Below are 19,246 nucleotides of genomic sequence, written 5' to 3'. Positions count from 1 at the left end.
ATTACCGAGGGGCCGGCTATGCGCGGCTCGGCAAGTTCGTAACGCCAGATCAGCCGATGGTCTGCACTGGCCGGCGCCGTGCATTGTTCGTCATGCGCCTGAATTAAATGTGACTGCTGGGTCGCTGGCGTCGCCAGACTAAGGAGACCAGAGTGGGGTGCATTCCCAGTCCGCTGAACTAACGTTGAACTTACAGGTTGCGTTGCCGGTCAGGTCCCGCGACTGCCCAAGTCGAATTCCAAGCCAGAATGGAGCGAAAAAATGGCGTTCTTTACAGCTGCCAGCAAAGCCGATTTTCAGCAACAACTGAAAGTGGCCCTGGCACAGCATGTCGACGAGAAACTCCTGCCACAAGTGGGACTCTTCGCCGAACAGTTTTTCGGAATCGTCGCATTGCCCGAGCTGACCCAGCGGCGCATGACCGACCTGGTTGGCTCGACGCTGGCCAGTTGGCGTCTGCTGGAGCGTTTTGACCCGAGCAGCCCTGTCGTTCAGGTGTTCAACCCCGATTATGAAAAGCATGGCTGGCAGTCGACCCACAGCGTGGTCGAGGTGCTGCACCCGGATATGCCATTTCTGGTCGACTCGGTGCGCATGGAACTGACCCGTCGTGGCTATGCCATTCACACCCTGCAGAACAGCGTGCTGCAGGTCCGCCGTGACGGGGATGGCAGCCTGGTCGAATTACTGCCCAAGGGCAACTCAGGTGAAGACAGCGAAGCTGAGTCGCTGATCTTCGTCGAAATCGATCGCTGCGCCAGTGCCGCGGCTCTGCATGAACTGGAGCAGTCGCTGCATGGCGTGCTGGCTGAGGTACGCCTGGCTGTCAGCGATTTTCCGGCGATGAAGGCGAAGGCCGAGGAGCACCATGCCCGTCTGGCGATGTTGCAAACGGCTGATAATGCCCAGTTGGCTGAAAGCATGGATTTTATGCGCTGGCTGGCTGACGATCATTTCACCTTCCTCGGATACGAAGAGTTCACGGTTGTCGACCAGGGCGAGGGCGGCCGCATTATTTATGACGAGGCGTCGCTACTAGGTCTGTCGCGCCATCTACGCACAGGCCTTGAAGCAGATGATCAACTGATCATGCCGCCGGCCTTGGCCTATCTGCGCGAGCCGCTGCTGCTGTCATTCGCCAAGGCGGCTACTCCGAGCCGGGTGCACCGGCCGGCTTATCCGGATTTCGTCTCCATTCGTGAGTTCGACGAGCAAGGGCGGGTTACCCGTGAGTGCCGCTTCCTCGGGCTGTTCACGTCCTCGGTCTACACCCAGAGCGTGCGGCGAATCCCTTATATTCGGAGCAAGGTAGCGGAGGTGATCGAGCGGTCGCACTTCGATGATTCGGCGCATCTGGCCAAGGAGCTGACTCAGGTATTGGAAGTGCTGCCGCGCGACGAGTTGTTCCAGATGACGCTGGATCAGCTGTTCAGCACCGCTATCGCCATCGTGCAAATCCAGGAGCGCAACAAGCTGCGCCTGTTCCTGCGTATCGATCCGTATGGGCGCTTCTGCTACTGCCTGGCCTATGTCCCCCGCGACAGTTATTCGACCGAGACCCGCCTGCGCATCCAGCAGGTGCTGGTGGACCGCCTGGAAGCCAGCGGCTGTGAATTTTCCACCTACTTCTCCGAGTCCGTGCTGATCCGCGTGCAGTTCCTGCTGCGTCTGGATCCGAACAAGCAGGTGCAGTTCGATCCGGTCCAGCTGGAAAACGAGGTGGTTCAGGCCTGCCGAACCTGGCAGGACGACTACTCGAACGTGGTCATCGAGCGTTTTGGCGAAGCCCAGGGTACCGGGATACTCGCCGACTTCCCGAAAGGCTTCCCAGCTGGATATCGCGAACGTTTCGCGCCGCAATCGGCGGCTGTTGATATGCAGCACGTGCTCAGTCTCAGCGGACAACGGCCGTTGGTGATGAGCTTCTATCAGCCGATCACGGCGGTGGAAAACCGCCTGCACTGCAAGCTCTATCACCTGGATACACCGCTGCCGTTGTCCGACATGCTGCCGATTCTGGAGAACCTCGGGCTACGTGTTCTGGGAGAGTTTCCCTTCCATCTGCGGCGCAAGGATGGCCGTGAATACTGGATTCACGATTTCGCGTTCACCTATGCAGAAGGGCTCGAGATCGATCTGATGGAGATCAACGAGCCGCTGCAGGACGCGTTCATTGCCATCAATAACGGCCAGGCGGAAAATGACGCGTTCAACAGGCTGGTACTGACCGCGGGGCTCACCTGGCGCGAAGTCGCGCTGCTGCGCGCCTACGGCCGGTACCTCAAGCAGATTCGCATGGGCTTCGATCTGGGCTATATCGCCAGCGCTTTGCTCAACCACACCGCCATCGCACGCGAACTGGTGCGGCTGTTCAAGATGCGGTTCTACCTGGCGCGCAAACTCGGCGAAGAGGACCTCGCTGATAAACAGGCGCGGCTGGAACAGGCCATCATCACGGCTCTGGATGACGTGGCGGTGCTCAACGAGGACCGCATCCTGCGGCGCTATCTGGCGCTGATCAAGGCAACGCTGCGAACCAACTTCTATCAGGCCGATGCCAGCGGCAAACCGAAGAGCTATTTCAGCTTCAAGCTAGACTCGCGATCGATTCCAGAGATGCCGCGCCCGGCGCCGAAATTCGAAATATTCGTCTATTCGCCACGTGTGGAAGGCGTACACCTGCGAGGCGGCAAAGTCGCGCGAGGCGGCTTGCGCTGGTCCGATCGGGAAGAGGACTACCGCACCGAGGTGCTAGGGCTGGTTAAGGCGCAGCAGGTGAAGAACGCCATCATCGTGCCGGGGGGCGCCAAGGGTGGTTTCGTGCCACGTCGTCTGCCGACCAACGGCTCGCGCGATGAGGTGCTGGCTGAGGGCATCGCTTGCTATCGGATCTTTATCAGCGGCCTGCTGGACATTACCGATAACCTCAAAGAAGGCATCGTCGTACCGCCTGTCAACGTACTGCGCTACGACGAGGATGACCCTTACCTGGTGGTTGCCGCTGACAAGGGCACCGCAACCTTTTCCGACATTGCCAATGGCATCGCCGCGGAGTACGACTTCTGGTTGGGCGACGCCTTCGCATCGGGTGGTTCTGCCGGCTACGACCACAAAAAGATGGGCATCACCGCTAAGGGCGCCTGGGTCTCGGTGCAGCGGCACTTCCGCGAGCGGGGCATCGATGTCCAGCGAGACAACGTCAGCGTGATTGGCATTGGAGACATGGCTGGCGATGTGTTCGGCAACGGCTTGCTGATGTCCGAAACCTTGCAGCTGGTAGCCGCTTTCAACCATCTGCATATCTTCATCGATCCCGACCCGGACGCTGCGCGCAGCTTTGTCGAGCGGCAACGCCTGTTCGATATGCCGCGCTCATCCTGGACCGATTACGATTCTTCGTTGATTTCCGCTGGCGGTGGCGTGTTTCCCCGTTCAGCCAAGCGCATCGCGATCACGCCACAGATGAAGGTGCGGTTCGAGATCGAGGCGGATCAGCTGACCCCGGCCGAACTGATCCACGCATTGCTCAAGGCGCCGGTCGATTTGCTATGGAACGGCGGCATTGGCACCTATGTGAAGAGCACCGCGGAGACCCATGCAGACGTTGGGGACAAGGCCAACGACATCCTGCGGGTCAACGGGAACGAGCTGCGTGCCAAGGTCATCGGCGAAGGCGGCAACCTGGGCATCACCCAGTTGGGGCGCGTCGAGTACTGCTTGCAGGGCGGCGCGGCAAATACGGACTTCATTGACAATGCCGGTGGGGTGAACTGCTCCGACCACGAGGTCAACATCAAGATTCTCCTCAACGAGATCGTCAGTGCTGGAGACATGACCGGCAAGCAGCGCGACCAATTGTTGTTCGAGATGACTGACGCCGTGGCCGAATTGGTGCTGCATGACAACTACAAGCAGACCCAGGCGCTATCGCAGGCCGAACGTCGCGCCCATGAGAGCGGCAGTGAATACAAGCGACTGATCACTTCCCTTGAAGCGGACGGCTTGCTGGATCGCGCGCTTGAGTTTCTGCCGAGCGACGAAGTGCTGGCCGAGCGCGCAAACCTGGGCAAGGGATTGACGCGGCCTGAGCTGTCGGTGCTGATTTCATACAGCAAGATCGAACTGAAGGAGGCGCTGCTGCAGTCTCGCGTGCCGGACGATGCCTATCTTGCTCGGGAGATGGAAAGCGCATTCCCGCAGCTGCTAGCCGAGCAGTATCGCCCGGCGATGCTGCAACACCGTCTCAAGCGCGAGATCGTCAGCACGCAGATCGCCAACGACCTGATCAATAACATGGGGATCACCTTCGTTCAGCGGCTGAGAGAGGCGACCGGCCTGAGTGCCGCCAACGTTGCGGGTGCTTATGTAATTGTGCGGGACATCTTCCATCTACCCCATTGGTTCCGCCAGATCGAAGCGCTCGATTACAAGGTCCCGTCAGAATTGCAGCTCAACCTCATGGATGAACTGATGCGGCTGGGGCGGCGAGCGACCCGCTGGTTCCTGCGCAACCGTCGAAGCGAGCTGGACGCCGCACGTGACGTCGGGCACTTCGGGCCGCGGGTCGCGGCGCTCGGGTTAAAGCTCGATGAGCTGTTGCAGGGCGGAACACGCGAGCTTTGGCAGGCGCGTTACGAGCGGTACACCGACGCCGGGGTCCCCGAGTTATTGGCGCGAATGGTGGCCGGCACCAATCATCTCTATACGCTGCTTCCAATACTGGAAGCCGCTGATGAAACAGGGCAGCCACCCGCTGAAGTTGCAGCGGCCTACTTCGCTGTCGGCGGCGCGTTGGAGTTGCCCTGGTATCTTCAGCAGGTGACGGGTCTGCCGGTGGACAACAACTGGCAAGCCCTGGCTCGGGAAAGCTTCCGCGATGATTTGGACAGTCAGCAGCGCGCCATTACGGTATCGGTGTTGCAGATGGCTGACGCGCCTGAAAACCTGGATGCACGCGTTCAGCTTTGGCTGGAGCAACGGGAATATCAGGTCGAGCGTTGGCGGCGAATGCTGGTCGAGCTGCGCAGCGCCAGCAGTGTGGATTACGCCATGTACGCTGTTGCGGGTCGCGAGCTACAAGACCTCGCGCTGGAAAGTGCGAGACGCTAGGTGCGATTCACCGCCGGGTTTCCTGGCGGCTGATTTCGTCTGAGATGAAACGCCGGTGCCTTGTGCATCGGCGTTTTTTATTCAGCTGCAAATGATGCTGGTCGGCGAGGGGGGTGTCTGAGTTCCGTCGCAGTTGCGTCGGATAGATCAGTCCGCTTGTACCGTCCGGTTGCCGAGGCGGAAACGCGTAATCTGCGGCAGGTCGCGCAAGTAGCGAACCATATCCGGAGCGCCGGCGAGCTTGAGTCCTTCTCCCAACGCATTCGCCGCGGGTTGCGCCTTGTCCAGCAAGAGCAGCTCGGAGTTATTAGCGTTGCGCAGCAGCGTCAAGCGCGCATAGGGAATCTTCGCTTCGAGCAGAAGGCCCATAAATCCTCGGTCGCTCCATGCTTGTGCTGGCATGGTGACGGCATGGTAGTCACTATCTAGGGCCTGTAGACCGGCTGCATCGAGCCGGTAATCGGTGAGTTCGCAGGGAAGGTTGACCTCCAGCCCCCGCAGCCGTGCGTAGGCGATCGCACAGGCGAAGGCTTCGGCATGGTGCTCGCCACTCCAGTAAATCCGCTCGCCGAGCCAGCTGGCTTGACGAAGCTCGATTGGGGCCTGTTCGTTGTAGCCCGGCAGCGCAGCGGTGATGGTCCGTATGAAATCCTTGTAGCTGATCACGCGTAACTGGCGACAAGCGGGTGTGGCGGCCAGTGCTTCGAAGGTCGGGTAGACTGCTCCGTCAGTACTTTGCCCACCGAGACCGTCAACCTGACGTAAGTCGAGCGATGGATAAGCGCTCTGTTCCTGACGCACGAGCCGCGTCAACGCAGCGTGAGCCTTGGCTTTGTCTTCCTGAATCGGGCCGGATAGGGCGCTTCTCGGAAGATCAGCGAATCGCTGCAGACAAGGGCCGTCGTGCCAGAAGATGCTCGGCGCCGGCTCGGAGAGCGGGGCAAAGGGTAAGCTGATTTGGCTGGCATGCTCGAGGACCTGACGCGGCGATTTGCCGGTCAATCCAAGGCGTTGGGCAAATCTGACGATTCGTGAAGTCACGGGCGGCATCGGCTCGGGCAGACTCATCATGGTAGATGAACGCATAGGGCAACGGTCGAAGTGTGGCAGAGCCGCCCACGCTGCGCACCGTATTTGCCGAGCTTTTCTAGGTCGAGTTGGGCAACCAACAGCAGTGATAGGTCACTGCTAGAGAGCCGGTATGGCAAAATCGCTGCGCTGATCAATGAGGGAGCCTCCATGCCAAGCCTCTTGCTGGATATTGCACTGCCCGCCGATAAGCTGCTGGCGGTCTATCAGGGGCGCGCCAATCGTATCCTGATCAAAAGCCGGGAAGGGAAGAGCGTCAGCTTGCCGGCACATCATCTGCGACCCTTTCTGACAACTGCCGGTGTGTTTGGTTCATTCGAGATGGAGTTTGCTCCGGAAGGCAAATTGATTCGTTTGCGCCGACTCGAATAGCGCCTTTCTTTGGATGATCCAGATAAGGGCGCTACGTTGCGCCCGCTGTGAGTAATGCCCGCCTGCTATACTCTCGCGCCACACTTTCCAGGATCTAGGCTGCGTATGTATAACCTGGCCCGCCAGCTGCTTTTCAAGTTTACGCCTGAGACGTCCCATGAACTGTCGCTTGATCTTATCGGCGCGGGCGGCCGTCTAGGCCTCAACGCCATGCTGAACAAGGCACCGGCTAGTTTGCCGGTGCGGGTGATGGGATTGGATTTCCCTAACCCGGTGGGGCTGGCGGCCGGACTGGATAAGAACGGCGAGGCGATTTGCGGGATGTCGCAGCTCGGATTCGGGTTTGTCGAAGTGGGTACTGTGACGCCAAGGCCGCAACCTGGTAATCCAAAGCCGCGTATTTTTCGGCTGCCCGAGGCCGAAGCCATCATAAACCGTATGGGTTTCAACAATCACGGCGTCGATGCCTTGCTGGAGCGGGTCGATGCGGCTCGTTTCAAGGGCATCCTGGGTATCAACATCGGCAAGAATTTCGACACGCCGGTCGAGCGCGCTCAGGATGATTACCTGTTGTGCCTGGACAAGGTCTATCACCAGGCGAGTTACGTCACTGTGAACGTCAGTTCGCCCAATACACCGGGGCTGCGCAGCCTGCAGTTCGGTGACTCGCTCAAGCAGCTGCTTGGCGCGCTAGGCCAGCGCCGCGAAGACCTCGAAGTGCTTCATGGCAAGCGTGTGCCGCTGGCCATCAAGATCGCGCCGGATATGACCGACGAGGAAACCAGGCTGGTTGCCGAAGCGGTATTCCAGGCCGGAATGGACGCAGTCATCGCGACCAACACGACGCTGGGTCGTGACGGTGTGGCGGGGCTTGCCCATGCCGATGAGGCGGGCGGGCTTTCTGGTGCTCCGGTGCGAGAAAAGAGCACCCACACCGTTCGGGTGTTGGCCGAAACCCTGGCGGGCCGCTTGCCTATCATTGCCGTTGGTGGGATCACGCAAGGGCGCCATGCGGCAGAAAAAATCGAGGCCGGAGCAAGTCTGGTCCAGCTTTACACGGGTTTTATATACAAGGGGCCAGCGCTGATTCGCGAAGCTGTAGACGCCATCGCTGCACTGCAATCTCGGAAGGAAACGAATCGTTAAGTTGTTCTTCGGTGGGGCTCCCGATGGGAGCCCCGGGCTTCAAGCCCGCCGCCCGGATGGGGCGTGCCAGTCGAAGTCGGTGTGATTGTGTCAGCCGACCGCGTGAAGTTCGTTCAATCGGTGGAGACCGGCCGCGCCGGTCAGACCGTCCCAATTGTCGCCGCGACCCTCCCGCCAGCCGTTAATCCAGGCTTGGCGTACTTCGGGATGAGAAAAAGGACAGAGATCGCGAGATTTACCGTGTATGCCATGCTGATAACCGCGTAGAAATGCTCGTTCCATCGGATCACGCTTGAGTCTTCTCATTGGGTATTGCCCTCAGTGGTTGACTGGTGTTTCCGTTGTCCTCATGGCGAGGTTGGCAGATAGACTGCCAGTGAAGCCCGCTGCCGGCGTGGCGGGTTCTTCCAGCATCGTTGCGATGCCGGACTGAGTCGAGTTCTAACCCAATGACTGCAAAGCGGGAATGATCGTTTTGTAATAAGTAGGTCACCAAACCGTAGCACCGCCTATAAGGCAGGCAGGGAGCGCTCCCGGCGCTGCCAATGTTGTACCGCAGCGTCAGCTTCGCGACGAAAAGACAGTCGGAAACCGCGCGATATATCGAATCGAGATTCGGAAGTCTGCCCAACCGAATCGAACAATTGACTGGACATGCCATGACTGATCGCCACGAACTTATCCTCACGTGCCCCAAAGGTCTTGAAGGCCTGCTGCTCGAAGAAGCCAAAGAGCTCGGGCTCGAGGAGACGCGTGAGCAAACCGCGGCAATTCGCGGCTATGCCAGCATGGAGGTTGCCTATCGGTTGTGCCTCTGGTCTCGGCTGGCCAACCGAGTACTGCTGGTGATCGAGCGCTTCGCCACGGTCAACGCCGAAACGCTGTATGAAGGTGTGCACCAGGTCGACTGGTCGGAGCATCTCGCGGCGACCGGTAGCCTGGCGGTCGAATTCAGCGGTCATGGATCTGGTATCGACAATACTCACTTCGGCGCGCTCAAGGTCAAGGATGCCATCGTCGATCGACTCCGTACGGCGACCGGCGAACGACCCAGTGTCGATAAGTTGAATCCGGACCTGCGTGTCCATCTGCGCTTGGACCGTGGACAGGCGGTGCTATCTCTGGATCTGTCCGGACACAGCCTGCACCAGCGCGGCTACCGTCTCCAGCAGGGCGCGGCGCCGTTGAAGGAGAACCTCGCAGCCGCCGTATTGATTCGTGCGGGCTGGCCTCGCATTGCTGCTGCTGGCGGCGCTCTAACCGACCCGATGTGTGGCGTCGGCACCTTTCTTGTCGAAGGCGCAATGATGGCGGCTGATATTGCGCCTAATCTCCGCCGCGAACGCTGGGGATTCAGTGCCTGGCTCGGACATGTGCCGGCACTGTGGAACCGTCTGCATGCCGAAGCACAGGCGCGTGCCGAAGCGGGCATGGCCAAACCGCCATTATGGATACGTGGCTACGAGGCGGACCCGCGCCTGATCCAACCGGCGAAGAACAATATAGAGCGAGCGGGGCTGGCGAGTTGGATCCGTGTCTATCAGGGTGATGTGGCGACGTTCGAGCCTCGGCCTGATCAGAATCAGAAAGGCCTGGTCATCTGCAATCCTCCGTATGGCGAGCGTCTGGGCGATGAGGCGAGTCTGGTTTATCTCTACCAGAACCTCGGTGAGCGACTGCGACAGGCGTGCCTCGGCTGGGAAGCGGCTGTGTTGACCTCCGCACCGGAGCTGGGCAAGCGCATGGGCATCCGCAGCCACAAGCAATACGCCTTCTGGAACGGTGCGCTGCCTTGCAAATTGTTGTTGATAAAGGTCGAACTGGACCAGTTCGTCACTGGCCAACGTCCATCTGCCAGCACTGAGCAACAGAACGAAGACAAACCCGTGCAGGAGTTGGCGCGCCTCAGTGAAGGTGGGCAGATGTTCGCCAACCGACTGCAGAAAAATCTGAAGCTTCTGGGCAAATGGGCCCGCAAGCAAGGTATCCAGTGCTACCGCCTGTACGATGCCGACATGCCCGAGTATGCACTGGCGATCGATCTATATGGCGACTGGGTGCATGTGCAGGAATATGCCCCGCCGCGCTCGATTGACCCTGAGAAAGCCCAGGCGCGACTGTACGACGCGTTGGGCGCCATCCCTCAGGCGCTGGGCATTTCCCAGGACCGTGTTGTGGTCAAGCGTCGTGAGCGCCAGAGTGGAACGCGGCAGTACGAGCGCCAGGCCAGTCAGGGAACCTTTCTTGAGGTCACGGAGGGCGATGTCAAGCTATTGGTGAATCTCACCGACTACCTCGATACCGGGTTGTTTCTTGACCATCGGCCGATGCGTCAACGTATCGCGCGCGAGGCGGCTGGCAAGCGTTTCTTGAACCTGTATTGCTACACCGCAACTGCAACCGTTCACGCAGCCAAGGGCGGCGCGCGCAGCACAACCAGTGTTGATCTGTCGAAAACCTATCTGGATTGGGCGCGACGCAATCTGGCACTGAATGGTCTGTCAGATCGACAACGTCTGGAGCAGGCTGACGTTATGGCCTGGCTGGAGGAGGATCGTGGCGAATACGATCTGATCTTTATCGACCCGCCGACGTTCTCCAACTCGAAGCGCATGGAGGGGGTGTTCGATGTCCAGCGCGATCATGTCGCTTTGCTCGACCTGGCGATGGCGAGATTGGCCGCTGGAGGCACGCTGTATTTTTCCAACAACTTCCGCAAGTTCGTACTCGACGCGGGCGTGGCCGAGCGCTACGCCGTGGAAGAAATCACCAGCGCCACTCTGGACGAGGATTTTCGCCGCAACAGCAAGATCCATCGTGCCTGGAAGCTGCAGGCACGCTGATTGACGGTGGGGTGGGCGCCACTGCGTTGCGATCCCAGCAGAGCGCACGAGTGATGCCTGCGGCGGTTACCTAGCGTTGCTGCCGTAAGTCCAGCGTCGGCGGAGACCTCCGACGCTGGACTTAATCGACTAACGTTGCGCGGTATTCTCGTTTGCCGGGCGGTTGTACAGACTCACCAGTACCTGATCCAGCACCGAGGAAGCGCCCCACGGCCGAGGATGGTTGAGTATCGCGACGACGGCCCAGGTATTGCCGTCGTTGTCGCGGCTATAACCTGCAATTGCGCGCACTGTGTTCAACGTTCCGGTCTTGACATGCGCCTTGCCGGCAACCCCTGTATTGCGCAAGCGCTTGCGCATGGTGCCGTCCACTGCGGCCAGCGGCATGGATGATATGAACTCTGCCGCGTATGGGCTTTTCCAAGCGGCTTGTAGCAGGCTGGCCAATTCGCGTGCGCTGACGCGTTCGGCCCGCGACAGGCCGGATCCGTTCTCGATGACCAAGTGCGGCGAAATCAAACCCTTTTTCGCCAGCCACTGCCGGATGACCCGCTGCGCGGCCATGGAATCATCTGCATCCGCTTCGTTACGGAATTCGGCGCCCAAACTCAGGAACAACTGCCTTGCCATGGTGTTGTTACTGTACTTGTTGATGTCGCGAATGATCTCAACCAGATCTGGCGAGTAGGCTCGTGCAATCATTTTTGCATCCTTGGCCACTGGCGCTACTCGATCCCCGCCGAGAATAGTGCCGCCAAGCTCCTTCCAGATCGCCCGTACCGCACCGGCGGCATAGCGCTGGTGGTCGAGTACTGACAGGTAAGTCTGTCCGCTGCATCCAGCCGGCAGCTTGCCGGTGACGACCACGGTTACCCCATTACCGTTTTCGATCGGGTTGTAGCGGATGTCGGGCCAGCCCGGGCATTTGGCTTTTGGCAATGCCTGAATGCGATTGTCGATCTGAACGGTGGCAATTGGCGGCTCGACCAAGACTTTGACGTTGCCGCCATCGTTGCGGGCGATGAAGCGAAGTGCCTTGAGGTTGACCAAGAGTGCATCTGGTCCGACCAGGAAAGGCTTGTTCTTGTCATTGCCATCGTCGTCGAAGACCGGCAATGTCGGTTGCACGAAATGGCTGCGGTCGAGGACAAGATCGCCCGTAACGGTCTCTACGCCGTTGGCTCGCAGGTCTCGCAGCAACAACCAGAGCTTTTCCATGTTGAGCTTCGGATCACCGCCGCCCTTGAGGTAAAGGTTGCCATTTAGGGTGCCGTTCTCGATCGGTCCGTCAGCATAGAACTCTGTCTTCCACTGGTGGTTAGGACCCAGTAGTTCCAGCGCGGCGTACGTCGTGACCAGCTTCATGGTCGAGGCTGGGTTAACCGAGACGTCCGCATTTACGAACGTCGGTGATCCGGTACCGTTGAGCGGTAGCATGACGACGGATAGCGCGCTGTTCTCGATCTTGTTTGCCTTGAGCGCCTGCGCCACGCGGGGCGGTAAGGTCTGATTGACGGTTTCGGCGAAGGCGGGAAACGCCAGCGGCAGCGCTAGCGCGGCAGCGGCGACACGGGAGAGGAACTGGCTAATCGCGCCGCTCCGATTGGATGGGGCAGACAGACTCGAGATCAATGACATACAGGTTCCCTACAGCGTTCAGGGAAGAATGGCGGGCCATTATGCCCACGTCCGAGAAGTGACGTGCTTCTCATCCGACAAGCGTAGACGTCTGGCTCCCTTCCCTGCAAATAAAGACTTAGCGAGCTGTCGTCGTTTTGGAAATATTGGTCTAGCAGGCCGGCCCGGCAATCGCACTAGCCGTCCGTTGCTGTTAGAGTGCGCGCCGTTATTATCGTTATGTAAGGACCGAATCAATGGCTACCAATCGCTCGCGTCGTTTGCGCAAAAAACTTTGTGTCGATGAATTCCAGGAATTGGGTTTCGAGGTCAGTTTGACCTACCGTGATGGTCTCGAAGCCAAGGCGGTCGATGCGTTTCTGGAAGCCTTCCTGAACGAAGCCATCGAGATCAACGGTCTGGGCTATATTGGCGGCGAAGATTACGGTTTCGTCTGCCTGGCCAGTCGCGGCTCGGTCAATGAAGAGCAGCGCGGTCAGGTAGAGGCTTGGCTCAAGGGCCGCGAAGAACTGTCCGAATTCAACGTGAGCCCGTTGATGGACGTTTGGTACCCGGAAAACGAGATCAACGCTAAGGCGTGATCGAATCATCCCTGCCCTGATCGGTTGCGGCTGGTTGCCTGGATTTTCGCAACGCAATTCGGGTGACCAGCCGGCGCAGTAGGTACATGAGTAAGGTAGCAACCAGCGCCACGCCCACGCCAATGGCGGCATTAATTAGACGCAGCTGTGGCAAACCCCAATCTTGCGCCAACGTTTCGGCCAGCAGAACGAAGCTCAAGGTTGTCTGCAGAACGAATAACCCATAGTGGTGTGACTGGAATGCCCGGCTGAGCATTACCAACGGCAGCATGATCATGACCATCATGGGTGGATCGGCCAGGCTGTGGCCCATATAGATCAACACCGCCGCTGCACAGAAGATCCCGATGCTGGCTTGCAGGGCGCGAACGAAGCTGCGCTGAAGGTCCATCTGCAGAGTGGTGAACACCGCAAGCGTCAGCCAGTAGCCTCGGGGTAGATCTGCCAGGGTTACGATCAGACCGCCAATCGCTGCTGCCAGGACGTAGCTAATCGCGTGCAGCCGCCACTGGCGAATGGGTGTGCGCCGTGCTCGGCGGCGCAACACTTTCAACAAGCTCAACAGTCGTGGCATATACGGCCACATACGCAAGCCATGCATGCCTCGAAGACCGAAAGCTAGAAGAGTGACCCAAAGGCCGCCCAGGGCGAACAGCGCGGCAATCGCCTGAGGATTGTTGAAATCGCCAACGCCATGCTGGCCCTGGCCCAGACACAAGCAGATGGCCAGACCTATCCCGAGCTTACCGGCCTCGCTGCCATATCGTTGCAGCCATGCGAGCAACAGGCCGTAAAAGGCAAACAGGCCGAGACTGATCAGGGGGTGTGTCGCTGACCAGAAGCCGAGCCCGGCGCTACCGGCGCCAAGCCCAATCAAGAGCAGCATTCGCAGCATGCCGAGGCGGTGGAGCGGGTTCGCCTTTGCCGCCTGGAATGCACCAACCGTCGCCCACAGGAAGCCGGGATGCCCGCTAAACAGTCCCAGCAGCAAGGGCAGGGCGCAACCCAGACCGGCGACTGCGGCAGCACCCCAGGCGGGGCGCCCAGGCTGCCAGCCGACATACTTCCATAGCGACTTCTTCATCAGGCTCACGTCGGGCTCGAGCGTCCGGTCATTTCGCTGGCCATCTCGGTCGCGTAGCTGTCAGTCATGCCTGCGATGAAGTCGATCATTCGAACAAACGATTGATACAGCGGCCAGTCAGGATCTGGTGCGTTGTTTCCGAGCAGATCCAGGATGCGGCGATTCTTGAACGATAGTGTGCGACCCCCGTGTTGCTCCAGCGCTGCCCCACAGAAGGCGTTGAGCAGTATTTCGAGTGTCGTATAGGCGCCAATCTCGTGCAGTGTCTTGCGCTTGTCTTGGAAAATCTTTTCCCGGGCCATGGCCTTGGCCTGCAGGACGCATTGCTTGGCTGGGCCATGCATATGCTCGACCAAATCTCCAGTAAGCTGACCGGTCAGCAACGCCTGCTGTTGTTCGACGAAAGCTTCCGCGGCGGCATTGGTGAGATGCTCAATGGCCTTGCCCCTGAGGATCGCCAGCTTGCGCCGACGTGAGCCTTCGGGGCCCAGCTGCCGGTAGGTCTCAGGCACGTCATCGCCCACCAGATTCAAAAGTAGGGCTTCAACCTCGCCATATTCCAGAAGGTCCATCTCAAGGCCATCTTCGAGATCGATAAGCCCATAGCAAATATCGTCGGCAGCCTCCATCAGATAGACCAGGGGGTGACGCGCCCAGCGCTGCTCGTCCAGCTTTGGAAGGCCGAGCTTAGCGGCTATCTGCTCCAATAACGGCAGCTCGCTCTGGTAGCAACCGAATTTGTGTTTCTTGTAGCCAAGCGCTTCTGCATGACGCGATGTCCAGGGGTACTTGAGGTAAGTTCCCAGCGTTGCGTAGGTCAGGCGTGTGCCGCCGTCGAACTGGTGGTACTCGAGCTGAGTGAGCACCCGGAAGCCCTGGGCGTTGCCCTCGAAATTGAGAAAATCAGCGCGTTCGGCATTGCTCATGTCATCCAGCCAACCACGTGCGGCAGCCTGCTGAAACCAATGGCGGATGGCATCCTCTCCGGAGTGACCGAACGGTGGATTGCCGATATCGTGAGCCAAACAGGCGGACTGGATCACCATGCCGAGGTCTGCTGGGCTGCACCACTCTGGCATGTCATCGCGAAGCACTTCACCCACGCGCATGCCGAGCGAGCGGCCAACGCAGCTCACCTCCAGCGAATGGGTAAGGCGCGTGTGAATATGGTCGTTGCTTGATACCGGATGCACCTGGGTTTTGCGCCCAAGCCGGCGGAACGCACCGGAAAAGATGATCCTGTCGTGGTCCTTGTGGAACGGACTCCGACCAAGCTCTTCATTACTGCGTACAGATTTTCCGAGCCGCTCACGATTGAGCAGCGTGTGCCAGTCCAAAGAGCAACCTCCTTGATGTCGCCAGTGGGGGAGGCTTGCTCAGCGGATCAGATTCCTCTGCACGCACAACTGAGCAGCCTGATAACCATTCCTGTAGAAGGCTGCCAGCCTACAGGAGTTGCTGGCCGCGAGACCATCAGCATTTAGCTGGGAGGCAAATCACCGGAGTCACGCACAAAAACCATGTCTACGGCTAGTGCCGCAGCCTGCGGATCAGGGGGTAGAGCATTATGCCCACCCTTGCCAGTCTGCCGACCTTGCCCAGTCGACGGCCGAAGAGGGTAAGCCCCGCAGTCGCGGCAATCATCAGTGGGCCTTTCCCGCTATGGTGCTCCGAGGTCGTGCCACGGCTCGCGACCATTCCCTTAATCCGTTGAAAAGGATGGACTAACGGCTGTGAGTGATACAGGACTTGTTGGCGGTTCATTTCCATGCGCAAGCGAACCAGGTCCTTGCGCATGGCTAGATCGCCGGAGCTGCTAAGTGGAAGGCTCATGGCAGTAAACGCTCTCGGTTGCGGGCCAATTCTTCGACCGTCGCCTGAAAAGGCGAGACGCTTTCTTTGGCGAGACGTATGGCGCGGCTGATACAGACGGCCAGCACAACCGCATAGATAGCGCAGAGAACCAGAATCGCCGCGATAGGGTTGCTGTCCCAAAAGGCGATCACAATTGCCGCCGACAGCCCAACGAGAATCAGCAACCCAAGGATCAAGCTGAGACTGGCCAGAAGAAACAGCTTGAAGACCCGCGCCCGCTCTTCCTGAATCTCGATTCCGATGAGCTCCAGATGCCCTTGTACGAGGCCAGCAACCGCGCTGCCCATCTTCTTGATGGACGGCGCAGGGGCGTCTTCAGCGTGTCTGGTTTCCATTGGATCCGTTCCCCACATTATTAGCGGCGGGTAATCAGGCCGAAGAGAAAGCCAACTCCCGCCGCTATACCGATCGATTGCCATGGGTGAGTATGAACATACTCCTCGGTGCACTGGATGGCGGCCTGGCCCTGTTCCTTCAGGGTGCCTTCCTGATCCTTAAGCATCTGGCGGGCCCGACTGAGGTTGGCGTTGATCTTACCGCGGAGCTCTTCGGTCTGAGTGCCTGCAGTATCCTGCGTGTGTTTCAACAGGCGCTCGGTATCGCCGATGAGGGTATGGAACTCTTCGATGAGCGCATTCTGAGCTGCCTGCAGATTGCGACGATGAGCGGACTTGTCGATCAGGGACGAGTTGTGGGTTTCGGTTGTTCCGTCAGGGATTGGCGTGTTGTCGCTGGTGCCGAAAGTCGATTCGGTAGACATCTGCAGTTCCTCTTGAGTCTCGCAGGGACGTTAGGTCCGGTGCTTAGGGTTTCGAGCGTGCAGGCGGTGCAAGGTTCCCGTTTCGGTTGAAAGCGCTTAGAGCAGCCATTTACCCGACGTTCACGATGGCTCCGCAGCATGAGAAAAGGCCAGGAAAAAGAAAACCCGCCGAAGCGGGTTTCCCTCTCTACTGCGTTTTCACGCTGCAGCCGCTATTACATCAACGGGATAGTGTAGCTGGCGATCAAACGGTTTTCGTTGATATCGTTGCCGGTACCATTGCTACGGGCAGTCGCATTACGCCATTTCAGATTCAGGTTTTTCAGGGCACCTTCTTGGAACGTGTAGGCAATGTCCATGTCACGTTCCCACTCTTTGCCTTCAACCCCAGCACTACGCTCGAAGTTATCGCCGGTGACGTAACGGGTCATGAAGGTCAGCCCAGGAACGCCGATGGAAGCGAAGTTAAAATCGTAGCGTGCCTGCCAGGATTTTTCGTCTTCGTTGGCAAAATCATTGATCTGAACATAGTTCACGAGGAACGGATCTGTTGCGCCAGCCAGGTAGGCGAAGCCAGTGTCGCCGCTCATCTTCTGGTAACCCAGACCAAAACTATGGCCGCTCAACGAATAAGTGACCATCGCTCCGAGGGCTTTGTTGTCAACGTTGCTGCTACCATCGTCAGTGGAGCGTGCATAGCGCAAGTCCGTTTTCAAGGATTGCTTGTCGCCAAGTGGTAGAACATGCACGAGGTTGTAAGAGTGCTGCTTGTATAGGTCTTCCAGGTTGCTGTAGTAATAACCTGCTGTCAGGTTATCCATCAGCTTATAGTTACCGCCGAGGAAAACGAACTCATCGGATTCGTTGACCGCGTTGGCGTCCATGACGATGCCGCGCGTGTTAGTGGTTTTACCGAATGCAGTAGCGCCGTTAACGGCCATCAGTTCATGGTTCATCGAATCGCGGTGGTTGATACGATTCGCATATCCGGCTTCGAGCGTTAGATCTTTGATCTCCTTGGAAACCAATTGTGCGCCTTGCATGACCTGAGGGAGCAGCCGGCTGTCGCTGGTGCCGATGGCCTGGTTTTTCAGCTGAAGAGTACCGACCTTAAGTACGGTTTCGGAGAGCTTCGCTTTGGCAGTTAGGCCGAATTCGGAAAAATCATCCGGAGCTTCGTTTCCGAAGGAGCTAGGCATCAAGCCTGACCCGGCAGTGTCTTCGCTGGAATACAGCTTTACGCCCAGCAGACCGAGTGCGTCAACACCAAAACCTACGGTGCCTTCGGTGTAGCCAGATTCAACGCGCAGAATAAAGCCTTGTGCCCATTCTTCTTGCTTCGATTGGCCTTTTACTCCGCCGTCCTGACGGAAGTCGCGGTTGAAATAGAAGTTACGCAGTTCCAAACCAGCCTTGGTATCTTCAACGAAGGCAGCCTGAGCCATGGTTGGAATAGCCAGTGTTGCTCCCAGAGTGGCAAGGGCCACGCCCCGGGCGATTGGGGTCTTGAGCATTTCTTATTTCTCCTCGTTGGATGATGCTCTGAAGTCGCTCTTTGGCGCCGTGTAATAAAACACTACCTCAGTATTTGAGCCTTTAGACCTTAGTCTTTAAGGCTTAAGTGTGGGGCGTTGGTAGCTCTCTGATAGCTGTTTCAAACCAATTAAACGCCGGCCAGAAATACTACCGATACGTGCCTAGGCCTCCGGCCCTGCGGCTCTGGGGTCGCTTGGGCTGCCGCATCCTAGCCGTTTGCCAGCGTCGCGTCGATTCGCAAAATCAAACCGTTGTTTGAGTGGGTTCAAGGTCACACTTTTTTATTCGGACTAGGTCCGGAGAACGAGACGCTGTGGGCAGTCAGCTGCATCGTGACGGGCCTGCTAGAATTGCGCTGCCCCTTAATGAGCTCCTGACTATGCATCTGCCAGAATGTCAACTATTCGGAACGCTGGGTTGCCACCTGTGTGAGCAAGCCGAGGCGGTAGTGCTGCCGCTCGTAGAGAATGGGTTGCTAGTTGAACTGCTGGATATAGCGGAGCGTCCGGATTGGTTTGACAACTATGGCCTTCGTATACCCGTGCTCCGGCGCGTCGACACGGGCGCTGAACTGGATTGGCCGTTCGAGGTAGAGCAAGTCGTTTGGTTCTTGCGGAGCTAGCGTCGATGACGCGTGGCGGATGAGTCCGAGCCAGCGATGACGAATCGATATCAAAAGGGGCGAGGGACGTAAACCTAGGCAATGCCTTATGGTTTTTCAAAGCAAAAAAACCGGCCATGGGGCCGGTTTTTTCTAAGACTGATTAAGCCTGAGCGGGATTTTGGTCGGAGCGACTGGATTCGAACCAGCGACCTTCTCGTCCCGAACGAGACGCGCTACCAAGCTGCGCTACGCTCCGAAGATGGCGCGCATTTTACATAAAAAGTTTTGCTTCACAAGCGTCTAGCGAAGGCTTTTTCACCAGTGCCAAGGATGATGCGTCGCCCGAAAGAGCGGTGAGCTAGAGCTCTTGGACGGTGCGAACCTGATCCTTATTTACTCTGCCCGGTTTCCCGTCAATGCCTTCAAATTCATAGAAGCCTGCTTCGTCGTCATATTCAGGCTGGTCCAGCGTTTGAATTTCGCGACCGTCGTTGAGCGTGATGACGCTGGGGCTCGAGCAACCGGTAAGGAGGGTCATTCCGACCAGGGCGGCCAAGGCGGGCCCGGTAATTGTACGCATATTGAAACTCCTCTGTAGTTGCGTCTGTG

The 19,246-nt window shown here is 58.4% G+C and carries 16 protein-coding genes and 1 tRNA gene; 6 read left to right on the top strand and 11 right to left on the bottom strand.

The features are described from left to right. The first annotated feature begins 261 nt into the window (after positions 1–261). Entirely contained in the window at positions 262–5,109 is a 4,848-nt protein-coding gene (locus tag ACQKIK_RS11095) for an NAD-glutamate dehydrogenase (RefSeq protein ID WP_499135971.1), read from the top strand. Positions 5,110–5,256: 147 nt separating this feature from the next. On the opposite strand, the gene ACQKIK_RS11090 is transcribed toward ACQKIK_RS11095, so the two are convergent. Beyond that, on the bottom strand, positions 5,257–6,180 hold the full coding sequence (locus tag ACQKIK_RS11090) for a DUF6685 family protein (RefSeq protein ID WP_499136424.1): 924 nt from the start codon (positions 6,178–6,180) through the stop codon (positions 5,257–5,259). A 168-nt stretch (positions 6,181–6,348) separates the two neighbouring features. Here ACQKIK_RS11090 and ACQKIK_RS11085 point away from each other — a divergent pair, with 168 nt between their 5' ends. Next, the gene (locus ACQKIK_RS11085; RefSeq protein WP_045431722.1) at positions 6,349–6,570 is read left to right on the top strand and encodes a DUF2835 domain-containing protein; all 222 of its coding nucleotides are present in this window, start codon (positions 6,349–6,351) and stop codon (positions 6,568–6,570) included. Positions 6,571–6,675: 105 nt separating this feature from the next. Beyond that, positions 6,676–7,716 (top strand): quinone-dependent dihydroorotate dehydrogenase, encoded by a 1,041-nt coding sequence (locus ACQKIK_RS11080; RefSeq protein ID WP_064482523.1) that lies wholly within the window; start codon positions 6,676–6,678, stop codon positions 7,714–7,716. Positions 7,717–7,806: 90 nt separating this feature from the next. On the opposite strand, the gene rmf is transcribed toward ACQKIK_RS11080, so the two are convergent. Continuing rightward, entirely contained in the window at positions 7,807–8,022 is a 216-nt protein-coding gene (gene rmf, locus ACQKIK_RS11075; protein ID WP_021207445.1) for a ribosome modulation factor, read from the bottom strand. Between the two features lie 353 nt (positions 8,023–8,375). On the opposite strand from rmf, the gene rlmKL reads away from it, so the two are divergent. Then, positions 8,376–10,559 carry a bifunctional 23S rRNA (guanine(2069)-N(7))-methyltransferase RlmK/23S rRNA (guanine(2445)-N(2))-methyltransferase RlmL gene (rlmKL, locus tag ACQKIK_RS11070; protein WP_499135970.1) on the top strand — a complete coding sequence of 728 codons (2,184 nt, stop codon included), beginning with the start codon at positions 8,376–8,378 and terminating at the stop codon, positions 10,557–10,559. A 129-nt stretch (positions 10,560–10,688) separates the two neighbouring features. On the opposite strand, the gene dacB is transcribed toward rlmKL, so the two are convergent. Then, positions 10,689–12,149, bottom strand: coding sequence for a D-alanyl-D-alanine carboxypeptidase/D-alanyl-D-alanine endopeptidase (gene dacB, locus ACQKIK_RS11065; RefSeq protein ID WP_499136423.1), 1,461 nt, complete (start codon positions 12,147–12,149; stop codon positions 10,689–10,691). Between the two features lie 284 nt (positions 12,150–12,433). Here dacB and ACQKIK_RS11060 point away from each other — a divergent pair, with 284 nt between their 5' ends. Beyond that, complete coding sequence (locus tag ACQKIK_RS11060) at positions 12,434–12,778, top strand: YggL 50S ribosome-binding family protein (protein ID WP_499135969.1); 345 nt, start codon at positions 12,434–12,436, stop codon at positions 12,776–12,778. Here ACQKIK_RS11060 and ACQKIK_RS11055 read toward each other — a convergent pair. From ACQKIK_RS11055 to ACQKIK_RS11030, 6 genes are all read right to left on the bottom strand, one after another. Next, positions 12,768–13,862, bottom strand: a complete 1,095-nt coding sequence (locus tag ACQKIK_RS11055; RefSeq protein ID WP_499135968.1) for an FUSC family protein — start codon at positions 13,860–13,862, stop codon at positions 12,768–12,770. The genes ACQKIK_RS11060 and ACQKIK_RS11055 overlap by 11 nt on opposite strands. A 5-nt stretch (positions 13,863–13,867) precedes the next feature. Further along, positions 13,868–15,199 (bottom strand): deoxyguanosinetriphosphate triphosphohydrolase, encoded by a 1,332-nt coding sequence (locus ACQKIK_RS11050; protein ID WP_128119259.1) that lies wholly within the window; start codon positions 15,197–15,199, stop codon positions 13,868–13,870. A 193-nt stretch (positions 15,200–15,392) separates the two neighbouring features. Continuing rightward, positions 15,393–15,695 carry a hypothetical protein gene (locus ACQKIK_RS11045; protein ID WP_499135967.1) on the bottom strand — a complete coding sequence of 101 codons (303 nt, stop codon included), beginning with the start codon at positions 15,693–15,695 and terminating at the stop codon, positions 15,393–15,395. After that, positions 15,692–16,072 carry a phage holin family protein gene (locus tag ACQKIK_RS11040; protein WP_045426252.1) on the bottom strand — a complete coding sequence of 127 codons (381 nt, stop codon included), beginning with the start codon at positions 16,070–16,072 and terminating at the stop codon, positions 15,692–15,694. The genes ACQKIK_RS11045 and ACQKIK_RS11040 overlap by 4 nt, the downstream gene beginning before the upstream one ends. A 20-nt stretch (positions 16,073–16,092) precedes the next feature. After that, a complete protein-coding gene (locus ACQKIK_RS11035; RefSeq protein ID WP_499135965.1) occupies positions 16,093–16,497 on the bottom strand; it encodes an ElaB/YgaM/YqjD family protein in 405 nt (134 codons plus the stop codon). A gap of 215 nt (positions 16,498–16,712) precedes the next feature. Next, entirely contained in the window at positions 16,713–18,011 is a 1,299-nt protein-coding gene (locus ACQKIK_RS11030) for an OprD family porin (protein ID WP_499135964.1), read from the bottom strand. 401 nt (positions 18,012–18,412) lie between these two features. On the opposite strand from ACQKIK_RS11030, the gene ACQKIK_RS11025 reads away from it, so the two are divergent. Beyond that, positions 18,413–18,655 carry a glutaredoxin family protein gene (locus ACQKIK_RS11025; RefSeq protein WP_045431728.1) on the top strand — a complete coding sequence of 81 codons (243 nt, stop codon included), beginning with the start codon at positions 18,413–18,415 and terminating at the stop codon, positions 18,653–18,655. 161 nt (positions 18,656–18,816) lie between these two features. On the opposite strand, the gene ACQKIK_RS11020 is transcribed toward ACQKIK_RS11025, so the two are convergent. Together ACQKIK_RS11020 and ACQKIK_RS11015 are read right to left on the bottom strand one after the other, a co-directional pair. Continuing rightward, positions 18,817–18,893: transfer RNA gene (locus tag ACQKIK_RS11020), tRNA-Pro, on the bottom strand. Between the two features lie 102 nt (positions 18,894–18,995). Beyond that, positions 18,996–19,217, bottom strand: coding sequence for a YgdI/YgdR family lipoprotein (locus tag ACQKIK_RS11015; protein ID WP_045426262.1), 222 nt, complete (start codon positions 19,215–19,217; stop codon positions 18,996–18,998). Positions 19,218–19,246 lie beyond the last annotated feature (29 nt).

Source organism: Pseudomonas sp. NPDC047961, assembly GCF_050272435.1.
In the GTDB taxonomy this organism is placed as follows: domain Bacteria; phylum Pseudomonadota; class Gammaproteobacteria; order Pseudomonadales; family Pseudomonadaceae; genus Stutzerimonas.
The sequence above is the reverse complement of the archived record's forward strand: the minus strand, read 5'-3'. Positions and strand labels throughout refer to the sequence as shown.